This is a genomic window from Ewingella sp. C233, from assembly GCF_055407225.1.
Map to the genome: position 1 here is coordinate 25,545 of NZ_JBUZRI010000003.1, position 17,705 is coordinate 43,249.

Annotated in this window: 17 protein-coding genes; 5 read left to right on the forward strand and 12 right to left on the reverse strand. The window is 51.1% G+C overall.

What is annotated here, in order from left to right; all coding sequences use genetic code 11:
• Window positions 1-15: 15 nt before the first annotated feature.
• The 8 genes from rseP to rpsB form a co-directional block, all read right to left on the reverse strand.
• Window positions 16-1,371 carry a sigma E protease regulator RseP gene (rseP, locus tag ACZRKO_RS15375; protein WP_463738140.1) on the reverse strand — a complete coding sequence of 452 codons (1,356 nt, stop codon included), beginning with the start codon at window positions 1,369-1,371 and terminating at the stop codon, window positions 16-18.
• Between the two features lie 40 nt (window positions 1,372-1,411).
• Complete coding sequence (gene cdsA / locus ACZRKO_RS15380) at window positions 1,412-2,260, reverse strand: phosphatidate cytidylyltransferase (RefSeq protein ID WP_463738141.1); 849 nt, start codon at window positions 2,258-2,260, stop codon at window positions 1,412-1,414.
• A 9-nt stretch (window positions 2,261-2,269) separates the two neighbouring features.
• Window positions 2,270-3,028: a (2E,6E)-farnesyl-diphosphate-specific ditrans,polycis-undecaprenyl-diphosphate synthase gene (ispU, locus tag ACZRKO_RS15385; protein ID WP_463738142.1), complete on the reverse strand. Its 759-nt coding sequence runs from the start codon at window positions 3,026-3,028 to the stop codon at window positions 2,270-2,272.
• Window positions 3,029-3,258: 230 nt separating this feature from the next.
• Window positions 3,259-4,455, reverse strand: coding sequence for a 1-deoxy-D-xylulose-5-phosphate reductoisomerase (ispC, locus tag ACZRKO_RS15390; protein ID WP_463738143.1), 1,197 nt, complete (start codon window positions 4,453-4,455; stop codon window positions 3,259-3,261).
• 159 nt (window positions 4,456-4,614) lie between these two features.
• A complete protein-coding gene (gene frr / locus ACZRKO_RS15395) occupies window positions 4,615-5,172 on the reverse strand; it encodes a ribosome recycling factor (RefSeq protein WP_463738144.1) in 558 nt (185 codons plus the stop codon).
• A gap of 118 nt (window positions 5,173-5,290) precedes the next feature.
• Window positions 5,291-6,031: a UMP kinase gene (pyrH, locus tag ACZRKO_RS15400; protein ID WP_463738145.1), complete on the reverse strand. Its 741-nt coding sequence runs from the start codon at window positions 6,029-6,031 to the stop codon at window positions 5,291-5,293.
• A gap of 172 nt (window positions 6,032-6,203) precedes the next feature.
• Window positions 6,204-7,055 (reverse strand): translation elongation factor Ts, encoded by an 852-nt coding sequence (gene tsf / locus ACZRKO_RS15405; RefSeq protein WP_463738146.1) that lies wholly within the window; start codon window positions 7,053-7,055, stop codon window positions 6,204-6,206.
• 147 nt (window positions 7,056-7,202) lie between these two features.
• Entirely contained in the window at window positions 7,203-7,928 is a 726-nt protein-coding gene (rpsB, locus tag ACZRKO_RS15410) for a 30S ribosomal protein S2 (RefSeq protein ID WP_188475279.1), read from the reverse strand.
• A 369-nt stretch (window positions 7,929-8,297) separates the two neighbouring features.
• Here rpsB and map point away from each other — a divergent pair, with 369 nt between their 5' ends.
• The 4 genes from map to ACZRKO_RS15430 all read left to right on the forward strand — a co-directional run bounded on the left by map (window position 8,298) and on the right by ACZRKO_RS15430 (window position 13,268).
• A complete protein-coding gene (gene map / locus ACZRKO_RS15415) occupies window positions 8,298-9,095 on the forward strand; it encodes a type I methionyl aminopeptidase (RefSeq protein WP_463738147.1) in 798 nt (265 codons plus the stop codon).
• 87 nt (window positions 9,096-9,182) lie between these two features.
• The gene (glnD, locus tag ACZRKO_RS15420; RefSeq protein ID WP_463738148.1) at window positions 9,183-11,873 is read left to right on the forward strand and encodes a bifunctional uridylyltransferase/uridylyl-removing protein GlnD; all 2,691 of its coding nucleotides are present in this window, start codon (window positions 9,183-9,185) and stop codon (window positions 11,871-11,873) included.
• 49 nt (window positions 11,874-11,922) lie between these two features.
• Complete coding sequence (dapD, locus tag ACZRKO_RS15425; protein WP_463738149.1) at window positions 11,923-12,747, forward strand: 2,3,4,5-tetrahydropyridine-2,6-dicarboxylate N-succinyltransferase; 825 nt, start codon at window positions 11,923-11,925, stop codon at window positions 12,745-12,747.
• A 131-nt stretch (window positions 12,748-12,878) separates the two neighbouring features.
• Complete coding sequence (locus tag ACZRKO_RS15430; protein WP_463738150.1) at window positions 12,879-13,268, forward strand: DUF3461 family protein; 390 nt, start codon at window positions 12,879-12,881, stop codon at window positions 13,266-13,268.
• A 115-nt stretch (window positions 13,269-13,383) separates the two neighbouring features.
• Here ACZRKO_RS15430 and ACZRKO_RS15435 read toward each other — a convergent pair whose 3' ends face one another.
• Genes ACZRKO_RS15435 through ACZRKO_RS15445 form a run of 3 tightly spaced genes read right to left on the reverse strand, consistent with a single transcriptional unit; the run spans window position 13,384 to window position 14,965 of the window.
• Window positions 13,384-13,833: a flavodoxin gene (locus ACZRKO_RS15435; protein ID WP_463738151.1), complete on the reverse strand. Its 450-nt coding sequence runs from the start codon at window positions 13,831-13,833 to the stop codon at window positions 13,384-13,386.
• Window positions 13,834-13,872: 39 nt separating this feature from the next.
• A complete protein-coding gene (gene truC, locus ACZRKO_RS15440; RefSeq protein WP_463738152.1) occupies window positions 13,873-14,649 on the reverse strand; it encodes a tRNA pseudouridine(65) synthase TruC in 777 nt (258 codons plus the stop codon).
• Between the two features lies 1 nt (window position 14,650).
• Window positions 14,651-14,965, reverse strand: coding sequence for a YqcC family protein (locus ACZRKO_RS15445; RefSeq protein WP_463738153.1), 315 nt, complete (start codon window positions 14,963-14,965; stop codon window positions 14,651-14,653).
• A gap of 205 nt (window positions 14,966-15,170) precedes the next feature.
• On the opposite strand from ACZRKO_RS15445, the gene ACZRKO_RS15450 reads away from it, so the two are divergent.
• Window positions 15,171-16,409 carry an MFS transporter gene (locus tag ACZRKO_RS15450; protein WP_463738154.1) on the forward strand — a complete coding sequence of 413 codons (1,239 nt, stop codon included), beginning with the start codon at window positions 15,171-15,173 and terminating at the stop codon, window positions 16,407-16,409.
• Window positions 16,410-17,086: 677 nt separating this feature from the next.
• On the opposite strand, the gene syd is transcribed toward ACZRKO_RS15450, so the two are convergent.
• Window positions 17,087-17,638 (reverse strand): SecY-interacting protein, encoded by a 552-nt coding sequence (gene syd / locus ACZRKO_RS15455; RefSeq protein ID WP_463738155.1) that lies wholly within the window; start codon window positions 17,636-17,638, stop codon window positions 17,087-17,089.
• Between the last annotated feature and the right edge of the window lie 67 nt (window positions 17,639-17,705).

Here is a 17,705-nt window from a genome sequence, read left to right on the forward strand (position 1 = left end):
ACCTAATCCCCAGCCTTAAAGACGGGAGAAATCATTGAAAAGTGCAAGCCCCATTACCATCACCAGCAGTACTGCGCCAATACGGTAACTGAAGTTTTGAACTCGCTCGGAAACTGGCCCACCCTTTAGTTTTTCTATAGCCAGAAATACCAGGTGTCCACCATCTAACACGGGTAATGGAAAAAGGTTCACGATCCCCAGATTGACACTGATAAGTGCCAAAAACATCAGGTAATAGACTAAACCATATTCTGCTGACATTCCTGCGCCCTGTGCGATAGAGATTGGGCCACTCAGATTGTTCAGCTTTACATCACCCGTTATTAATTTGCCCAGCATGTTGACCGTCAGTTTCATCAGTTGCCAGGTTTTATCCCCGGCCTCATACAACGCAACAAACGGCCCATACTGACGGATAATTCTGTACTCGTCAGGCAGCGGTATTACTTTTGGTACTACCCCCGCAAAGCCCTGCTCTACTCCCTTGCCTACCGACCTGGTGTCCGGTATCAGCGTAAGGCTGACGGGGGAACCCGCGCGCTCAATATCCAGCGCGATGGACTTACCCGGGTTGTCGCGGACTTGCATGGCAAACGCACGCCAATTTGCCAAAACTTGACCATCGACTTTAACGATCCTGTCCCCAGCTTGCAAACCTGCTTTCTGGGCGGCGGAATCCTTTTGTACTTCCGCAAGCACTGATTCTATCTGTGGACCGCGAGGAATAATACCCAATGCGACCACCGGGTCCTGCTTTTCAGGGTCAAACTGCCACTGATGTAAATCCAGCGTTTTTTCAATCACCTCAGATGACCCAAACTGTGAGACACCTAACGTCGTTTGATTGTTTCCAATCTCGCCCATTAAAGACAAACGAACCGAATCCCAATCAGGCGTTTCGATACCGTCGATTGACTTAAGTTCCATTCCTGGGGAAATTTTGGATTGTGCAGCAATAGATTGCGGTGTAATTTCGCCCACCACAGGACGCACTGAAGGAACGCCGATAATGAAGACCAGCCAGTAGGCGAATACAGCAAAAATGAAGTTTGCGATTGGGCCCGCGCTAATGATCGCAGCCCGCTGCCAGACAGACTTGCTGTTAAAGGTCAGATGGCGAAGTTCTGCAGGAACGGTCTCAACACGTTCGTCGAGCATTTTGACATACCCGCCGAGTGGGATGATGGCGAGAACATACTCCGTACCCTTGCGGTCCGTACGTTTCCATATTGCACGTCCAAACCCCACGGCAAAGCGCTCAACACGAACACCGCAACGACGAGCAACCCAGAAATGACCAAATTCGTGCACGGTGATGAGTACCCCCAATGCAACGATAAAGGCGGCCAGATTCCAGAGCATGTTCATCATATTCGCAACTATTCCTTAGAAGACGTCCCGTCTCAGACGGTTAAAACACCAACAACATTAAACACGCGAATACAGGGACTGCAGCAGTCAGGCTATCAATACGATCCAGTATCCCGCCGTGACCGGGGATCAAGCTCCCGCTATCTTTTATGCCCGCTTCGCGCTTAAACATACTTTCGGTCAGGTCACCCAGTACCGAAGCAAGTGCTGCAATCACCGAACAAATAAGCAGTGTGGCGGGCACAACATTCAGTGGTACATAACGGCCAAAAAGCCATGATATCAGGGCTGAAGTCAGAAGACCGCCAATTAATCCTTCCCAAGTTTTACCCGGGGATACTTTTGGCGCCAGCTTATGTTTACCGAAAAGCTTACCAAACAAGTAAGCGCCGGAGTCAGCTCCCCACACTAAGAGCATGACATACAACAACCACCACGCACCGATGTGGTGATTTTCAGCATATCCGTACTGGCGTAGCGCCACCATACCCCAAAAGAATGGGACGATGGTCAACAAACCGAAAACTAAGCGTAATACGCGTGAATTTCGCCACAGTGCAGCCGATACAGGATAGGTCACCACCAGCAAAAATGCGGCGATCCACCACACCAGCGAAGCCCAAAGTGCGCTCTCAACCTGGGGCAGGCGAACCGACTGACGATAAGCCGGCAGACTCAACATCATTGCGATGAGTAAAAATCCGCAAAGAATGGCCAGCCACACGCGTTGTGAACGCGATGAGAAGCCAGACAACTGCCCCCATTCCCATGCAGCCAGCATACAAACAGCCAAAGTTACAATGGCAAACCCCAACGGCGGTAATAAGAACAGCGCCGCAATAACAATCGGGATTAAGATTAAAGCTGTGATAATGCGATACTTCAGCAAAAGTTCTCCCTAGGACGCATTGGCGCCAATAGGTGTAGTCCCCCCGAAGCGACGCTCGCGTTGTGCAAAAGCATTTAGCGCACCTTCAAAGATGTTTTCATCAAAATCAGGCCAGAGGACATCGGTAAAGTAAAGTTCAGCATAGGCAATTTGCCACAACAGAAAGTTACTGATGCGATGTTCCCCACCGGTTCTGATCACCAAATCGACGGGTGCCAGTTCGCTCATACAGACAGCGGCATTTAATGCCTCTTCTGTTATTTGTTCAGGCTGTAAAGTACCGGCTTCGACCTGACAGGCCAGTTTTTTAACACCCTGAATAATATCCCATCGTCCGCCATAATTAGCAGCGATGTTAAGCGTAAGGCCATCGTTATTTTCTGTAAGTGTTTCTGAACGACGGATCCTTTCCTGCAGACGTGAACTGAAACGACTGACATCACCTATTATCCGTAACCTGACGTTATGTTTGTGCAGGCTTTTCACTTCGCTGTCCAGTGCACGCACGAACAGCTCCATTAATGCCGAAACTTCCTGGGCCGGACGGTTCCAGTTTTCACTACTAAAGGCATAAAGCGTGAGAGCATCAAGCTGATGATTGGCAGCAAAACTGACGGCTTTGCGCACGGATTTCACTCCCGCTTTATGACCAAAGACCCTCATTTTCCCCTGAAGTTTCGCCCATCGGCCGTTGCCGTCCATAATAATGGCAACATGACGCGGCTTGGCGCAAAACGAGTCAGACATCTGTTGATTTTCGAGGGACATAACGCGTACTCATTTCCTTTGTCAGAACACAACGACATTCACTGACCGACTGGCGCAATTAAACGCGCAAAAAAGCCGTGTCTCCGGATCAGGCACGGCTCATCCTGACCATTTATCGCGACTTCAGATAAACACATTCAGGGATAAGTCCTGAAGACGTCGTCAGGTGGCGCAGACTATATCATTTCAATGTGATGCGAACAAATTGCCGCAAAGATAACTGCAATGCATCACACCGCAAAGGCCTGTAGCTTTTCTCGCGCCACGCCCCTCGCAATACGATCAATTTCAAGCACTTCTTCCACGGAGCTCGGCTCTTTCGCTACCGACTGCTCCATCACCTCGCGGTTGACGCAGGCAATATCCGTAAAGCCAATATGCCCGCTAAGGAACGCGGCCACTGACACTTCATTTGCCGCATTCAGTGCAGTAGTTGCAGCTTGCCCGGTCCGGCTGGCTTCAATGGCCAGATGCAGGCATGGATAACGACCGTGGTCCGGCTCAGTGAACGTCAACGCACCAATACGGCAGAAGTCCAGAGCCTCAACACCCGCCTCAACACGCTGTGGATAAGCCATGGCATGAGCGATTGGGGTACGCATATCCGGTGAGCCCAACTGTGCCAGCACGCTGCCATCCCGGTAACGCACCATAGAGTGAATAACCGACTGCGGATGAACGATCACTTCCATCTGTTCCGCGGAAGCATTAAATAACCATCGGGCTTCAATATACTCGAGACCTTTATTCATCATTGTGGCGGAATCGACAGAAATCTTACGTCCCATTGACCAGTTAGGATGTGCGCAGGCCTGATCGGGCGTCACACGGGCGAAATCGACCAGTGGCAATTCACGGAATGGGCCACCAGAACCAGTAAGAATAATACGTGAGACTCCATTTTCTTCCAGTGAGGCATAGCCTAATTGCTGCTGAATTCGCTCAGGTAGACTCTGGAAGATGGCGTTGTGTTCGCTATCGATGGGCAAAAGCTGACTGCCACTCTGACGGACGGCATCCATAAAGATGCGGCCACAGGTGATCAGGGACTCTTTGTTAGCGAGCAGGATCTGTTTTCCGCTACGGACTGCCGCCAGCGTTGGCAATAAACCCGCTGCGCCAACAATGGCCGACATCACCTGATCAACACCTTCGAGTGCAGCAAGATCGCAAGCGGCCTGAACGCCAGACAAGACCTCAGTATTGACTCCACGCTCTGTCAGAATGATACGTAATGCTTTGGCGCAATCTTCATTCGCCATAGAGGCAAAACGTGGGTGGAATTCGATACATTGCTGCGCCAGAACTTCAACATTACTGCCCGCAACCAGTGCAGTGACGTTGAATGCATCAGGGTTAGCGCGAACAACCGCAAGGGTGCTGGTGCCGACAGACCCTGTCGAGCCAAGGATAGTCAGTTGTTTCATGAAAATGCCCGGTAAAACGAGTGTAAATTCGGAAAGTGCATCAGTCTGAAACCTCTTTAACGGCTTGTCTATGAGATTTAACAACAGATGTCAGAAGTGGGACCTTACTAAAAAATAAAGCGCCGCAATTGCGGCGCTTGGAAGGGATCGAAACAGGATTTAGAAATCCATTAACTCTTTTTCTTTCTCAATTAATGCGACGTCGATATCTTTGATGAAGACATCGGTCATCTTCTGAATAGCGTCTTGAGAGTTACGATCTTCATCTTCGCTAATTTCTTTATCTTTCAGCAACACTTTGGTTTTATCGTTAGCATCGCGGCGTACGTTACGCACAGAAACGCGGCCTTGCTCAGCTTCAGCACGAACCAATTTAATCAGATCTTTACGGCGCTCTTCCGTTAACGCTGGAAGTGGCACACGAATCACAGTGCCAGCAGACATTGGATTAAGGCCCAAATCAGATTTCATGATCGCTTTTTCAACGGCTGCGCTGATAGTACGATCGAACACTGAGATAGCCAGGGTACGGGAGTCTTCTACCGTTACCTGAGCTAACTGACGCAGTGGTGTTGCAGAACCGTAGTAATCGACCATGATACCGTCAAGAATACCCGGCGATGCACGCCCGGTGCGGATTTTGCTGATATGGTTTTTGAATGCTTCGACGCATTTTCCCATACGGGTTTCAGCATCTTTTTTAATGTCGTTAATCACGTTAAGAACCCTTTAAAGCTGGTTACCTGGCAGACCATAACATCAGTATAGTCCGTGAATACTCATGCCAGCCGAGGCTGGCGAAACTGCTGTCTGAACTTACAGGTTAAGCGAATTATCAGACAGTGCCGTTGCCGTTAGTGATCAACGTGCCTTCATTTTCGCCCATCACCACACGGCGCAATGCGCCAGGTTTATTCATATTGAAGACGCGGATCGGCAAGTTATGGTCGCGTGCCAGTGTAAAGGCGGCCAGATCCATCACTTTCAATTCCTGCTCCAAGACTTCCTGATAAGTCAGTTCTTCGTACAGTGTCGCTTCCGGATTTTTCACCGGATCGGCAGAATAGACGCCATCCACTTTTGTGGCCTTCAGCACTACATCGGCTTCAATCTCAATACCGCGCAGACACGCTGCTGAATCGGTAGTAAAGAAGGGATTACCGGTACCGGCAGAGAAAATTACGACCCGGTTGTGGCGCAGCAAGCTAATGGCTTCAGCCCAGCTGTAATTATCGCACACGCCGTTAAGCGGAATTGCAGACATCAGGCGAGCGTTCACATAGGCACGGTGTAATGCATCCCGCATTGCCAGACCGTTCATTACCGTGGCCAGCATACCCATGTGGTCGCCCACAACACGGTTCATCCCGGCTTGCGCCAGACCCGCACCGCGGAACAAGTTCCCGCCGCCAATGACAACGCCGACCTGAATGCCCAGTTCGACCAGCTCTTTAACTTCCTGAGCCATGCGATCCAAAACGCTCGCGTCGATACCAAAACCTTCACTGCCCTGCAGGGCTTCGCCACTGAGTTTTAGCAGGATACGCTGATAAACGGGTTTCGCATTGGTAGCCATGGTGTATGTCCTAGAAGCAGTGTGTCGTAATGGGAATCAATCTTTACATCATAGCGTGTTGTCATAAACAGATAGCGAAAAAGACAGCGCACAATGTAATTGGAATTTGGGACTGGATAAAACGGAACCGCCAACATGCAGCGGTTCCATTTTATAATGCATCAGATGCGGATTATGACTGTTTAGTCATCGCTGCAACTTCAGCAGCAAAGTCAGTTTCAACTTTCGCGATGCCTTCGCCCACTTCGAAGCGGATGAAGTTGATAACGTCAGCGCCGTGCTCTTTCAGAACCTGGCCAACGGTCTTGCTTGGGTCGATAACGAAAGGCTGACCTGTCAGAGAAACTTCGCCGGTGAATTTCTTCATGCGGCCTTCAACCATTTTCTCTGCGATTTCTTTCGGCTTGCCAGACTGCATCGCGATGTCCAACTGAACCTGGTACTCTTTTTCTACCACTTCAGCAGACACATCTTCAGGCTTAACGAATTCAGGCTTGCTTGCAGCAACGTGCATAGCAATCTGCTTAACCAGCTCTTCGTCAGCGCCTTTAGCAGCAATCAGAACACCGATACGCGCGCCGTGCAGGTAGCTACCCAACACATCACCTTCCAGGGAAGAGATGCGACGGATATTGATGTTCTCACCGATTTTAGCAACCAGTGCAACACGCTCTTCTTCGAACTGTGTTTTCAGAACTTCAACGTCAGTGATTTTGCCTGCAAAAGCAGCGTCCAACACTTTGTCAGCAAATGCCTGGAAACCAGCATCTTTAGCAACGAAATCGGTCTGGCAGTTAACTTCCAGAATTAAGCCGTAGTTGCCTTCAATCTTAGTTTTGATCACGCCGTCAGCAGCTACGTTGCCTGCTTTTTTAGCCGCTTTGATCGCTCCAGATTTACGCATATTCTCAATCGCCAGCTCGATGTCGCCATCAGCTTCTACCAGCGATTTCTTACAATCCATCATGCCAGCGCCAGTACGTTCGCGCAGTTCTTTTACCAGGGCAGCGGTAATATCAGCCATTGTATTTTCCTCGATTATCTCAGTGCAAAAAGGCTTTTTGCGGTGAGATATTTCTCGCATTTAAGATAAGCAAAGGGGGCCAATAAAGGCCCCCTAACCAACATATTTCAATACCTGGTTAATAAGGGCTCTGCTGAGCTTGCCTTATTATTCAGCTTCTACGAAGCTTTCTTCTGCCTGAACAGCCAGATCTTGCGAACGGCCTTCACGGACAGTGGCAGCAACAGCGCTCAGGTACAGATTTACTGCACGGATTGCGTCATCGTTACCAGGGATAACAAAGTCAACGCCATCCGGATCGGAGTTGGTATCAACAATGGAGAATACCGGGATACCCAGGTTGTTAGCTTCTTTGATTGCAATGTGTTCGTGATCAGCGTCGACTACGAACAGAGCATCAGGAAGACCACCCATATCCTTGATACCACCCAGGCTATTTTCCAGCTTCGCAAGCTCACGAGTGCGCATCAGCGCTTCTTTCTTGGTCAGCTTTTCGAAAGTGCCGTCTTGAGACTGGATTTCCAGATCTTTCAAACGTTTGATGGACTGACGAACGGTTTTCCAGTTAGTCAGCATGCCGCCCAACCAGCGATGGTTCACGAAGAACTGGTCGCAGTTATGTGCAGCTTCTTTTACCGCTTCGCTTGCAGCGCGTTTAGTACCAACGAACAGGATCTTTCCTTTACGGGAGGAGATCTTCTGCAACTCAGCCAGAGCTTCGTTGAACATTGGAACAGTCTTCTCAAGGTTGATGATGTGAACCTTGTTGCGTGAACCGAAGATGAATGGCTTCATTTTCGGGTTCCAGTAACGGGTCTGGTGACCGAAGTGTACACCGGCCTTGAGCATGTCGCGCATGGAAACAGTTGCCATGATAAAACCTCTAATAGTAGATGTTGGGGTTATGCCTCCACGTATCCCATAACACCGACCCTGCAGAACGAATCCCAGAGCACCCCGGTGTATGTGTCGATACGTGTGTGTTATTACTTACGATAAACAATAAGTACACATATGAGTGTTCGGCTTTAATCACAATATTTCCTCACGGTCATAGCGGATTGCCGGCGCGCTTTATACCATAATTCACGGCTGCAGAGCAACTTTTGTTAGGAAGTTTGCTGCATGGGAAATGAAAATTTGGCAGGTATTATCAGGGCTGATACCATAAGTCTAAGCTAATTATTGACGACGTTGCAGCAGAAAGAAAGGCGTCAAAACAGGATACCCGCAGGATTATTCATGGCAATTTCAATAAAAACACCTCAAGACATCGAAAAAATGCGCGTGGCTGGCCGTCTGGCGGCTGAAGTGCTGGAAATCATTGAGCCTCATGTCAAACCTGGCGTAAGCACCGGTGAACTGGACCGTATCTGCGCTGATCACATCAACAATAAACAGCAGGCGATTTCGGCGTGTCTGGATTATCACGGTTTTCCAAAATCAGTCTGTATCTCCGTTAATGAAGTCGTGTGTCACGGCATTCCAAGCGACGACAAGATCCTTAAAGACGGGGACATCGTGAATATCGATGTGACCGTCATTAAAGATGGCTTCCACGGTGATACGTCCAAAATGTTCATCGCAGGTAAACCGACCATTCTGGGCGAGCGCCTGTGTCGCATCACACAGGAAAGCCTTTACCTGGCGCTGAAGATGGTGAAACCGGGTATCCGTCTGCGCACGTTGGGCAAAGAGATCCAGAAATTTGTCGAAGCGGAAAACTTCTCCGTGGTGCGCGAATATTGCGGTCATGGTATTGGCGAAGTCTTCCACGAAGAGCCGCAAGTTCTGCACTACGATGCCGATGACGGCGGCGTTGTGCTGCAAGCCGGTATGGCGTTCACTATTGAGCCTATGGTGAACGCGGGCGATTACCGCATCCGCACCATGAAAGATGGCTGGACGGTAAAAACTAAAGATCGCAGCTTGTCGGCTCAGTACGAGCATACTATTGTGGTAACCGATAACGGTTGTGAAATTATGACGCTGCGTAAGGATGACACCATCCCGAATATTATTACGCACGACCAGCAGTAACCCGCTCTTCCACAGGGGTGAATCTGGTGATCAAGCCGGCGAAAGCCGGCTTTTTTGTCTCTTACTCTAGGAATGGGCTTCGCACATATGATTGAACATTTCCCCTCTGAAAAGAGCCCGCAATCTCCGTTAACGCCGGAGCTTCCTCAGGCGTTAACGCCGCAGCCCGCTTCCCCGACGACCTACCCTGACGACGATCTCAACCGTCAGAGTCTCAAACAGCATATGGAACAATTTCAGCTCTGGCTGGCCGATGCCTTTAATGCCGGGCAACGTGCCGAAGAGCTGGTCGATGCCCGCTCGCTGTTTATTGACCGGCTGTTACAGCGGTTGTGGACCTTTTACGGATTTGACGATATTGCGGAAACCGCCATGGTGGCCGTTGGCGGCTACGGACGCGGTGAATTACACCCGCTTTCCGATATCGACGTGCTGGTGCTCAGCCAGCAGCACCTCAATGACGAACAGGCTCAGCGCATCGGTGAACTGATCACCCTGCTGTGGGATTTAAAGTTGGAAGTCGGTCACAGCGTCCGCACCCTCGAAGAGTGCTTGCTAGAAGGCCTGGCCGATCTGACGGTGGCCACCAACCTGATTGAATCGCGGTTAATTTGCGGCGACGTCGCCCTGTTCCTTAATATGCAAAAGCATGTCTTCAGCGATGGCTTCTGGCCTTCTCCGACCTTCTTTCGCGCCAAGATTGATGAACAGAACGAACGCCATCAACGTTATCACGGCACCAGCTACAACCTCGAACCCGACATCAAAAGCAGCCCCGGTGGCCTGCGCGATATCCACACCATTTTATGGGTGGCCCGCCGCCATTTCGGCGCCACGTCGCTGGACGAAATGGTGGCCTTTGGTTTCCTGACCAAAGCTGAGCGCAATGAACTGATTGAGTGCCAGAGTTTTCTGTGGCGCATCCGCTTCGCCCTGCATCTGGTTCTGTCGCGTTATGACAACCGTCTGCTGTTTGACCGGCAGCTCAATGTCGCCCAGCTCCTGCAATATCAGGGCGAAGGCAACGAGCCGGTAGAACGCATGATGAAAGACTTCTACCGCATGACGCGCCGGGTTGGCGAGCTCAATCAGATGCTGTTGCAACTATTTGATGAAGCTATTCTGGCAATCGGCCCGAATGAAAAGCCGCGTCCTCTGGACGAACATTTCCAGTTACGTGGTGACCTGATCGATCTGCGCGACGAAACACTTTTCAGCCGTCGCCCGGAAACCATTATCAGCATGTTTTACCTGATGGTGCGTCACCGCGAAATTAAAGGTATCTACTCCACGACGGTTCGTCTGCTGCGTCATGCACGCCGACATCTGAAAACGCCGCTGTGCATGATCCCTGAAGCGCGCGATATATTCATGGCGATTTTACGTCATCCGGGCGCCGTCTCCCGTGCGCTGGTGCCGATGCACCGCCACAGCGTGTTATGGGCTTATATGCCGCAGTGGGGGCTGATTGTCGGGCAGATGCAGTTTGATTTGTTCCACGCCTATACCGTTGATGAACACACAATCCGCGTCCTGCAAAAGCTGGAAAGCTTTGCCGACGAAGCCACGCGCCCGCGCCATCCCCTGTGCGTCGAACTTTACCCACGCCTGCCGCAACCGGAACTGCTGCTGATGGCCGCCCTGTTCCACGATATCGCCAAGGGACGCGGTGGGGACCACTCGATTCTGGGCGCGCAGGACGTGTTGGAGTTTGCTGAACTGCATGGCCTGAACTCCCGCGAAACGCAGTTGGTTGCCTGGCTGGTGCGCTGTCACCTGCTGATGTCAGTGACTGCCCAGCGTCGTGATATTCAGGACCCGAATGAAATTCAGCAGTTTGCCGCTGAAGTGCAGAGCGAAAACCGCCTGCGTTATCTCGTAAGCCTGACCGTGGCCGATATCTGCGCCACCAATGAAACGTTATGGAACAGTTGGAAGCAGAGCCTGATACGCGAGCTCTATTTCGCCACGGAAAAACAGCTGCGTCGCGGAATGCAGAATACGCCTGACCTGCGCGAACGCGTCCGCCATCATCGTCTTCAGGCGCTGGCCCTGCTGCGCATGGACAATATTGATGAAGAGTCGCTGCACCGCATCTGGAGCCGTTGCCGGGCGGACTACTTCCTGCGCCATTCGCCTAATCAGCTCGCCTGGCATGCCCGCCATCTGCTTGAACATGATTCAACCAAACCGCTGGTACTGGTCAGCCGTCAGGCAACGCGCGGCGGTACGGAGATCTTTATCTGGAGCCCGGACCGCCCTTACCTGTTTGCCACGGTCGCCGGCGAACTGGATCGCCGCAATCTGAGCATTCATGACGCGCAAATTTTTACCAACCGTGATGGCATGGCGATGGATACCTTCATCGTGCTGGAACCGGACGGCAGCCCACTGGCGCAGGATCGCCACGAGGCGATTCGCTTCGCGCTGGAACAGTCGATGACCCAACCCTACCAGCCGCCACGCGCCCGCAGACCATCGCCAAAACTGCGCCATTTCAGCGTGCCGACCGAAGTCAGCTTCCTACCGACGCACACCGACCGGCGCAGCTATATGGAACTGGTCGCGCTCGATCAACCCGGTTTACTGGCACGCGTGGGGGAAGTGTTTTCTGATTTGGGACTGTCGCTGCATGGTGCACGCATCTCCACCATAGGCGAGCGCGTAGAGGATTTATTCATTCTGGCTAATGGCGAACGCCGTGCGCTGGATAAAAAGACACGCCATGAAATACGGCGCCGCTTAACAGAGGCGCTCAACCCTAACGAAAAAATGTGATACAAAGAACACTGACTTTTTAAACATCACTATCAGGAAAGAGAACAGGATGCAGCAACTTCAAACCGTTATTGAGCAGGCCTTCGAGCGCCGTGCAGAGATCACTCCGGCAAACGCTGACAGCGTAACGCGCGACGCAGTTAACCAGGTCATTAATAAGATCGACAGCGGCGAGCTGCGCGTTGCCGAAAAGATCAATGGCGAGTGGGTAACGCATCAGTGGCTCAAGAAGGCGGTACTGCTCTCTTTCAGAATCAACGACAACCAGCTCATGGATGGCGCTGAAAACCGCTTCTACGACAAAGTACCGATGAAATTCGCTGACTATGACGAAGCCCGTTTCCAGCGCGAAGGTTTCCGCGTGGTGCCTCCTGCCGCCGTACGTAAAGGCGCATTCATTGCGCGTAATACCGTGCTGATGCCTTCTTATGTCAACATCGGCGCCTACGTTGATGAAGGCACCATGGTGGATACCTGGGCCACCGTGGGTTCATGTGCGCAAATCGGTAAAAACGTCCATCTGTCCGGCGGTGTTGGCATCGGTGGCGTGCTGGAGCCGTTGCAGGCAAACCCAACCATTATCGAAGATAACTGCTTTATCGGCGCGCGTTCTGAAATCGTTGAAGGCGTGATTGTAGAAGAAGGCTCAGTGATCTCCATGGGTGTTTACATAGGCCAGAGCACCAAAATTTATGACCGCGAAACTGGTGAAGTGCATTACGGCCGCGTACCTGCGGGTTCTGTGGTGGTTTCCGGCAACCTGCCTTCCAAAGATGGCAAATACAGCCTGTACTGCGCTGTGATCGTTAAGAAAGTGGATGCCAAAACACTGGGCAAAACCGGTCTTAATGAGTTATTACGCTCCATCGACTAAAATGAATCTGGCGGGTTAATTAATCCGCCATTTTTATAACTGTAGAGCGGTAAACTGTGTCATTAATCAACGAATCTGACCGCCGTTCGGTTCATCATGATAACACTCCGTAAAAACTAAAAGGTGCCGCTATGTATGACAACCTGAAAAGCTTGGGTATTAATAATCCCGACGATATCGATCGTTATAGCCTGCGTCAGGAGGCCAATAACGACATCCTGAAAATTTACTTCCGCAAAGACAAAGGCGAGTTTTTTGCTAAAAGCGTGAAATTCAAATATCCGCGCCAGCGCAAAACTATCGTGGCCGATAATGCCGGTCAGGGTTATAAAGAAATTCACGAAATTAGCCCTAACCTGCGTTATGTGATTGATGAGCTGGATCAAATCTGTCAGCGCGATCAGGTTGAAGTGGATCTGAAACGCAAAATCCTTGATGACCTTCGTCATCTGGAATCCGTTGTGGCGAATAAAATTACCGAGATCGAATCCGATCTGGAAAAATTAACCAGCGGTCGTTAATAGTTCACCGTATTTTTGCGAAAGCCGAAAATAAAAAGGTCAGGGGATTAGCCTGACCTTTTTTTATTTCGCCACGTATCACGTCAGATTATGACGGCCGTTATTTCATCTGCGACTATTTTAGCAATTGTGCCCATTTTTCAACCCACGGCACGGCCAACGTTTCCGGCTCAGCAGTTTCCATCGCATCAATTTCCAGCAAATCGCCGATGCGCGATGCGCCCTGCTCCTGCAATAAATCATCCATCTTATGACCGCCACCACAAAAGTGATCATAGCTGCTGTCACCCAGCGCAATGACGCCATAACGCAGTTCCGGCTGATACCCTAAGGTATCGCGGATAGCAACAAACAGTGGCGCGATGCTGTCAGGTAAATCCCCCTGACCGGTAGTAGAAGTGATAACCAGAGCAAAGTGATGGCGATAATATTGCCAGGCTTCCAGCGTGCCTTCTTCAAACAGTTTGACCTGATGCCCCTGTTTTTTCAGGACAGTTTCAGCCTCTTCTGCCACCAGCAGCGCATTACCGTAAACGGTGCCGACAAAAATACCAATCTCAGCCATGGTTCTACTCCTTGTTGTCCTGAAAATTATCGAAAAATACTAGTTATCCTGATGCTGACCGTTCTCTTCGCCAGACTCAACCCTTTCTAGCTCAGGAATACACCCCAGCCAGCCAAGCTGTTGTACCAGATGTTGCCAGCGCCCGTCCCACTTTGCCGTAAGGCTCAGCATTTCGCCGGTCACCGGATGTAGCAGCTGCATATGGCTAGCGTGCAGCATCAGGCCAGGGCAGGAAAAATGCTCGACCATACCGCGATTTTGTTTGAGATCGCCGTGGCGGCTGTCTCCCAAAATCGGATGGCGGAGATGAGACATATGGCGGCGAAGCTGATGCTTACGTCCTGTCTCAGGTTTGAGCTCCACCAGACTGTAGCGGGCGGTGTCGTAGGGGCCGACGGCAACGGGCATTTCAACCTTCGCCAGCACACGATAATGGCTCACCGCAGGCTGCGGCGCTTTATCAACGCTCGCGAATTTATCAGCAATTTTGTCTTGTTCTTCCGTCAGCGCGTAATCGACCGTGCCGTCTTCAGGCACATATCCGCGTACCACGGCGTGATACACCTTGGTCATTTGATGATTTTCAAGCTGCTGCGACATCAGACGCGCCACATCGCTCGACAACGCCAGCAGTAAAACGCCGGAGGTCGGTTTATCCAGCCGATGTACCGTAAAGACATGCTGGCCAATCTGGTCACGCAAAGTTTGCATAACAAAAACCGTTTCGCGACTGTCCAGCCAACTACGATGGACCAACATTCCGGGAGGTTTATTCACCGCAATAAGATGTTCGTCCTGATACAAAATTTCCAGCATGTCAGTCTTCTATATTCAGCAAATCATCGAGACGCTGCAGTGCGGCCAGTAAACGGGCCGAATCAGGCATTGCCACTTCAAAATAGGGAGTGATCGCAAAACGGGTCGGCAGTGCAGAATCGGCGGCCAGCAGTGCGTACATACGCGGAATTAACACCCATTGCAGCCATTGCTCTGCGGACATGGTATCGACAGAGAAAGGTTCCACGCTGTCAAAAGCCTCAGCCTCCGGTGGCATAGCGTGCCACAGTTTCAGATCACGCATGACCTGTTCGATATCCTGTAATATCTGGCGAACCTGATTTTCAGTACTCATCAATATCTCTCTGCATTCGTCATACGCGGCTGTTGCGCGGCAGGCATAAAGGCGCAAAGCATAGCATTGAAGCTGCCCGGCCCCAACTTTCTCCTGACCCGCCTTGCCTCTTATAACGCTAAATTCCAGCCATCAGTTTTTCATACTGGTACTCAACCGCCTGAGCGGGCAAAATAATTCCACTTTACATAACTTGACGCGAAAAATGCCTGCCCAACACTCTAAAAAAGCTCATGCGACACCGGTGAAAGCCATGATCGCTTCCGTCACCGGCTACGCAATGGACGGCTTCGACTTATTGATCCTCGGCTTTATGCTGCCGGCCATCGCCATCGAACTTGGCCTGACCTCGTCCCAAAGCGGATCCCTGGTAACCTGGACGCTGATTGGTGCCGTGCTGGGTGGTGTGATCTTCGGCCCTATCAGCGATCGCTTTGGCAGGATCCGCGTCCTGACCTTCACGATTCTGATGTTTTCACTGTTCACCGGTCTGTGCGCTGTGGCTCAGGGCTATTGGGATTTGCTGGCCTACCGCACGCTGGCGGGAGTCGGTCTGGGCGGAGAGTTTGGGATCGGCATGGCGCTGATTGCTGAAGCATGGCCCGCCGAAAAGCGTAACCGAGCCTCGGCTTATGTCGGCATGGGATGGCAGCTTGGTGTATTACTCGCAGCGTTTCTCACTCCGTTATTGTTGGGCGTTATTGGCTGGCGCGGAATGTTCCTGGTCGGTCTGCTACCGGCGCTGGCTTCCTTTCTTATTCGCCGCACCATGGGCGAACCCGAAGAATTTGTTAAACACGCCAGCCAAAGCCCGAATGAATCCCTGTTCAGCCGGATAAAACTGCTGTTTAAAGACGCGCCGACCACCAAAGCGAGTATCGGGATCCTGATCCTCTGCTCGGTACAAAACTTTGGTTATTACGGGCTGATGATCTGGATGCCAAGTTATCTGTCGAAGAACTTTGGTTTCTCGCTGACCAAGTCAGGACTGTGGACTGCCGTAACTGTCATTGGTATGACGTTCGGTATCTGGCTGTTTGGTGTACTGGCTGACCGCTTCCCGCGTTGGAGGATTTTCCTGATTTATCAGGTCGGCGCAGTGCTGATGGTGGTCTGTTATGCCCAGTTGAAAGACCCGACCGCCATGCTGTTTGCTGGCGCAGTGATGGGAATGTTCGTCAATGGAATGATTGGAGGCTACGGTGGTTTGATTTCGGACACCTATCCGGTCAACGTCAGGGCCACGGCGCAAAATATTCTGTTCAATATCGGGCGCGGTGTGGGTGGCTTTGGCCCGCTGGTGATCGGAATGCTGGTCTCGCAGGTGTCGTTTACCGCGGCATTAACCCTTCTGGCGGCGATTTACCTGCTGGATATCTACGCGACCCTCTTCCTGCTGCCTAAAAAGCAGGGCAAAGAAGATGCATTGGGTGCGATTGGTTAAAAGCAGAAAATGGCGGAAGGAGGAACTTGCCTGAGGAGCCGTTGATACTCAGGCTGACCGTACATGACGCCTGATCATAAAATGCAGACAAAAAGTTGGGGGCACTGTTTGCACAGTGCCCCCCGTTCGTTTTATAGCAATCCAGCTACCTAAGTGCTCCCTGCTCAATCCCTGAAAACTTTTCCCGCGGTTATCCTAACCTGCCATCCATTGCATCGTCCTACTTTCATCCTGACGTTTCGTCCTAATGTCTTCCTGACATATTTCCTTTAGTCTTCCTGACCCACCCGTTATCCTTTACGAGCTCTCAATCTCCGTCCTGGAGGTGTCCCTTGTTTCGTCCTGAAACATCCTGGCATGCTCCGATGCCGTCCTGACTCTTCCTGAGCCTTTCCCCTACTTTATGAAACAGCCATCATCCTAATGTTCCGTTTCATGTCATCCTTCGACCCACTTAGAATCGTCGATTTCGGCCCGCGGGACAAGACAGGCTGTAAGCCAAACTCTCATCCTGTAAGCCTCACAAACGTGGCATTCAACATAACAAGTTGTTTTAAAAAAGATAATTAACTTTACCAGGGTAATGACGACAAAGATTAAACGAGATCTCCTACAGGCCGTGTGAGAGATCTCTCACACGAATGTGAGCTAAAGCAGAACGGTGAGGGAACGATAAATCAGCGGAGAAAATCCGGGGAGAGCATTCTAAGGAATTCTGGCAGCGATGACGAGAGAAGAGTTCGCTTCTTACTGCCAAATTGTTCCAATATGACTTCCCCTGTCACATTACACAGCGAAATCATATTCATTTCTGAATCGGTCGTCGCCAGAAAAATCGTGGGCGTTAGCTTAAGACGTTTTTGAGTGACCAGATGGCCAATCAAATTCTCCTGCAGGCGGGTGAAATCTTCCGGGCTCCAGACTTGCAGTAATGTCAGCGCGTTATCTTCCCATTTGGCGCACATATCCCCCGCAAACTGGGTGGTGTAGAAATCGTGGGCCTCAGGACGAAGCTGAAGTTCCAGTGCGCACTCGACATTCTCCAGCGACTGCGTCGGGCTGAAAGTCTGGGTCAGCCAGTAGACAGCCGTTTCGCTGCTTTTCACCACGCAGGGAGACTCAACGCCCAGCAACTCCTCACTCGAAGGCGGAAAACCGGTCTCCCGCTGCCACAGATCCACATACCGTTGGGTAAATTCGCGCAACGCGACGGAAACATCCGACTCCATAAAATCTCTCATCTTCAGACCAGGCTAAGTTAAACTAAGGCGATAATGACTTCTCAAACGCTATTGT

What these genes read in the sequence shown, in the direction of transcription:
- rseP (WP_463738140.1), bottom strand. Translation starts at nt 1,371, where the DNA reads ATGATGAACATGCTCTGGAATCTGGCCGCCTTTATCGTTGCATTGGGG.
- ispU (WP_463738142.1), bottom strand. Translation starts at nt 3,028, where the DNA reads ATGTCCCTCGAAAATCAACAGATGTCTGACTCGTTTTGCGCCAAGCCG.
- ispC (WP_463738143.1), bottom strand. Translation starts at nt 4,455, where the DNA reads ATGAAACAACTGACTATCCTTGGCTCGACAGGGTCTGTCGGCACCAGC.
- pyrH (WP_463738145.1), bottom strand. Translation starts at nt 6,031, where the DNA reads ATGGCTACCAATGCGAAACCCGTTTATCAGCGTATCCTGCTAAAACTC.
- tsf (WP_463738146.1), bottom strand. Translation starts at nt 7,055, where the DNA reads ATGGCTGATATTACCGCTGCCCTGGTAAAAGAACTGCGCGAACGTACT.
- rpsB (WP_188475279.1), bottom strand. Translation starts at nt 7,928, where the DNA reads ATGGCAACTGTTTCCATGCGCGACATGCTCAAGGCCGGTGTACACTTC.
- map (WP_463738147.1), top strand. Translation starts at nt 8,298, where the DNA reads ATGGCAATTTCAATAAAAACACCTCAAGACATCGAAAAAATGCGCGTG.
- glnD (WP_463738148.1), top strand. Translation starts at nt 9,183, where the DNA reads ATGATTGAACATTTCCCCTCTGAAAAGAGCCCGCAATCTCCGTTAACG.
- dapD (WP_463738149.1), top strand. Translation starts at nt 11,923, where the DNA reads ATGCAGCAACTTCAAACCGTTATTGAGCAGGCCTTCGAGCGCCGTGCA.
- ACZRKO_RS15430 (WP_463738150.1), top strand. Translation starts at nt 12,879, where the DNA reads ATGTATGACAACCTGAAAAGCTTGGGTATTAATAATCCCGACGATATC.
- ACZRKO_RS15435 (WP_463738151.1), bottom strand. Translation starts at nt 13,833, where the DNA reads ATGGCTGAGATTGGTATTTTTGTCGGCACCGTTTACGGTAATGCGCTG.
- truC (WP_463738152.1), bottom strand. Translation starts at nt 14,649, where the DNA reads ATGCTGGAAATTTTGTATCAGGACGAACATCTTATTGCGGTGAATAAA.
- ACZRKO_RS15445 (WP_463738153.1), bottom strand. Translation starts at nt 14,965, where the DNA reads ATGAGTACTGAAAATCAGGTTCGCCAGATATTACAGGATATCGAACAG.
- ACZRKO_RS15450 (WP_463738154.1), top strand. Translation starts at nt 15,171, where the DNA reads ATGCCTGCCCAACACTCTAAAAAAGCTCATGCGACACCGGTGAAAGCC.
- syd (WP_463738155.1), bottom strand. Translation starts at nt 17,638, where the DNA reads ATGGAGTCGGATGTTTCCGTCGCGTTGCGCGAATTTACCCAACGGTAT.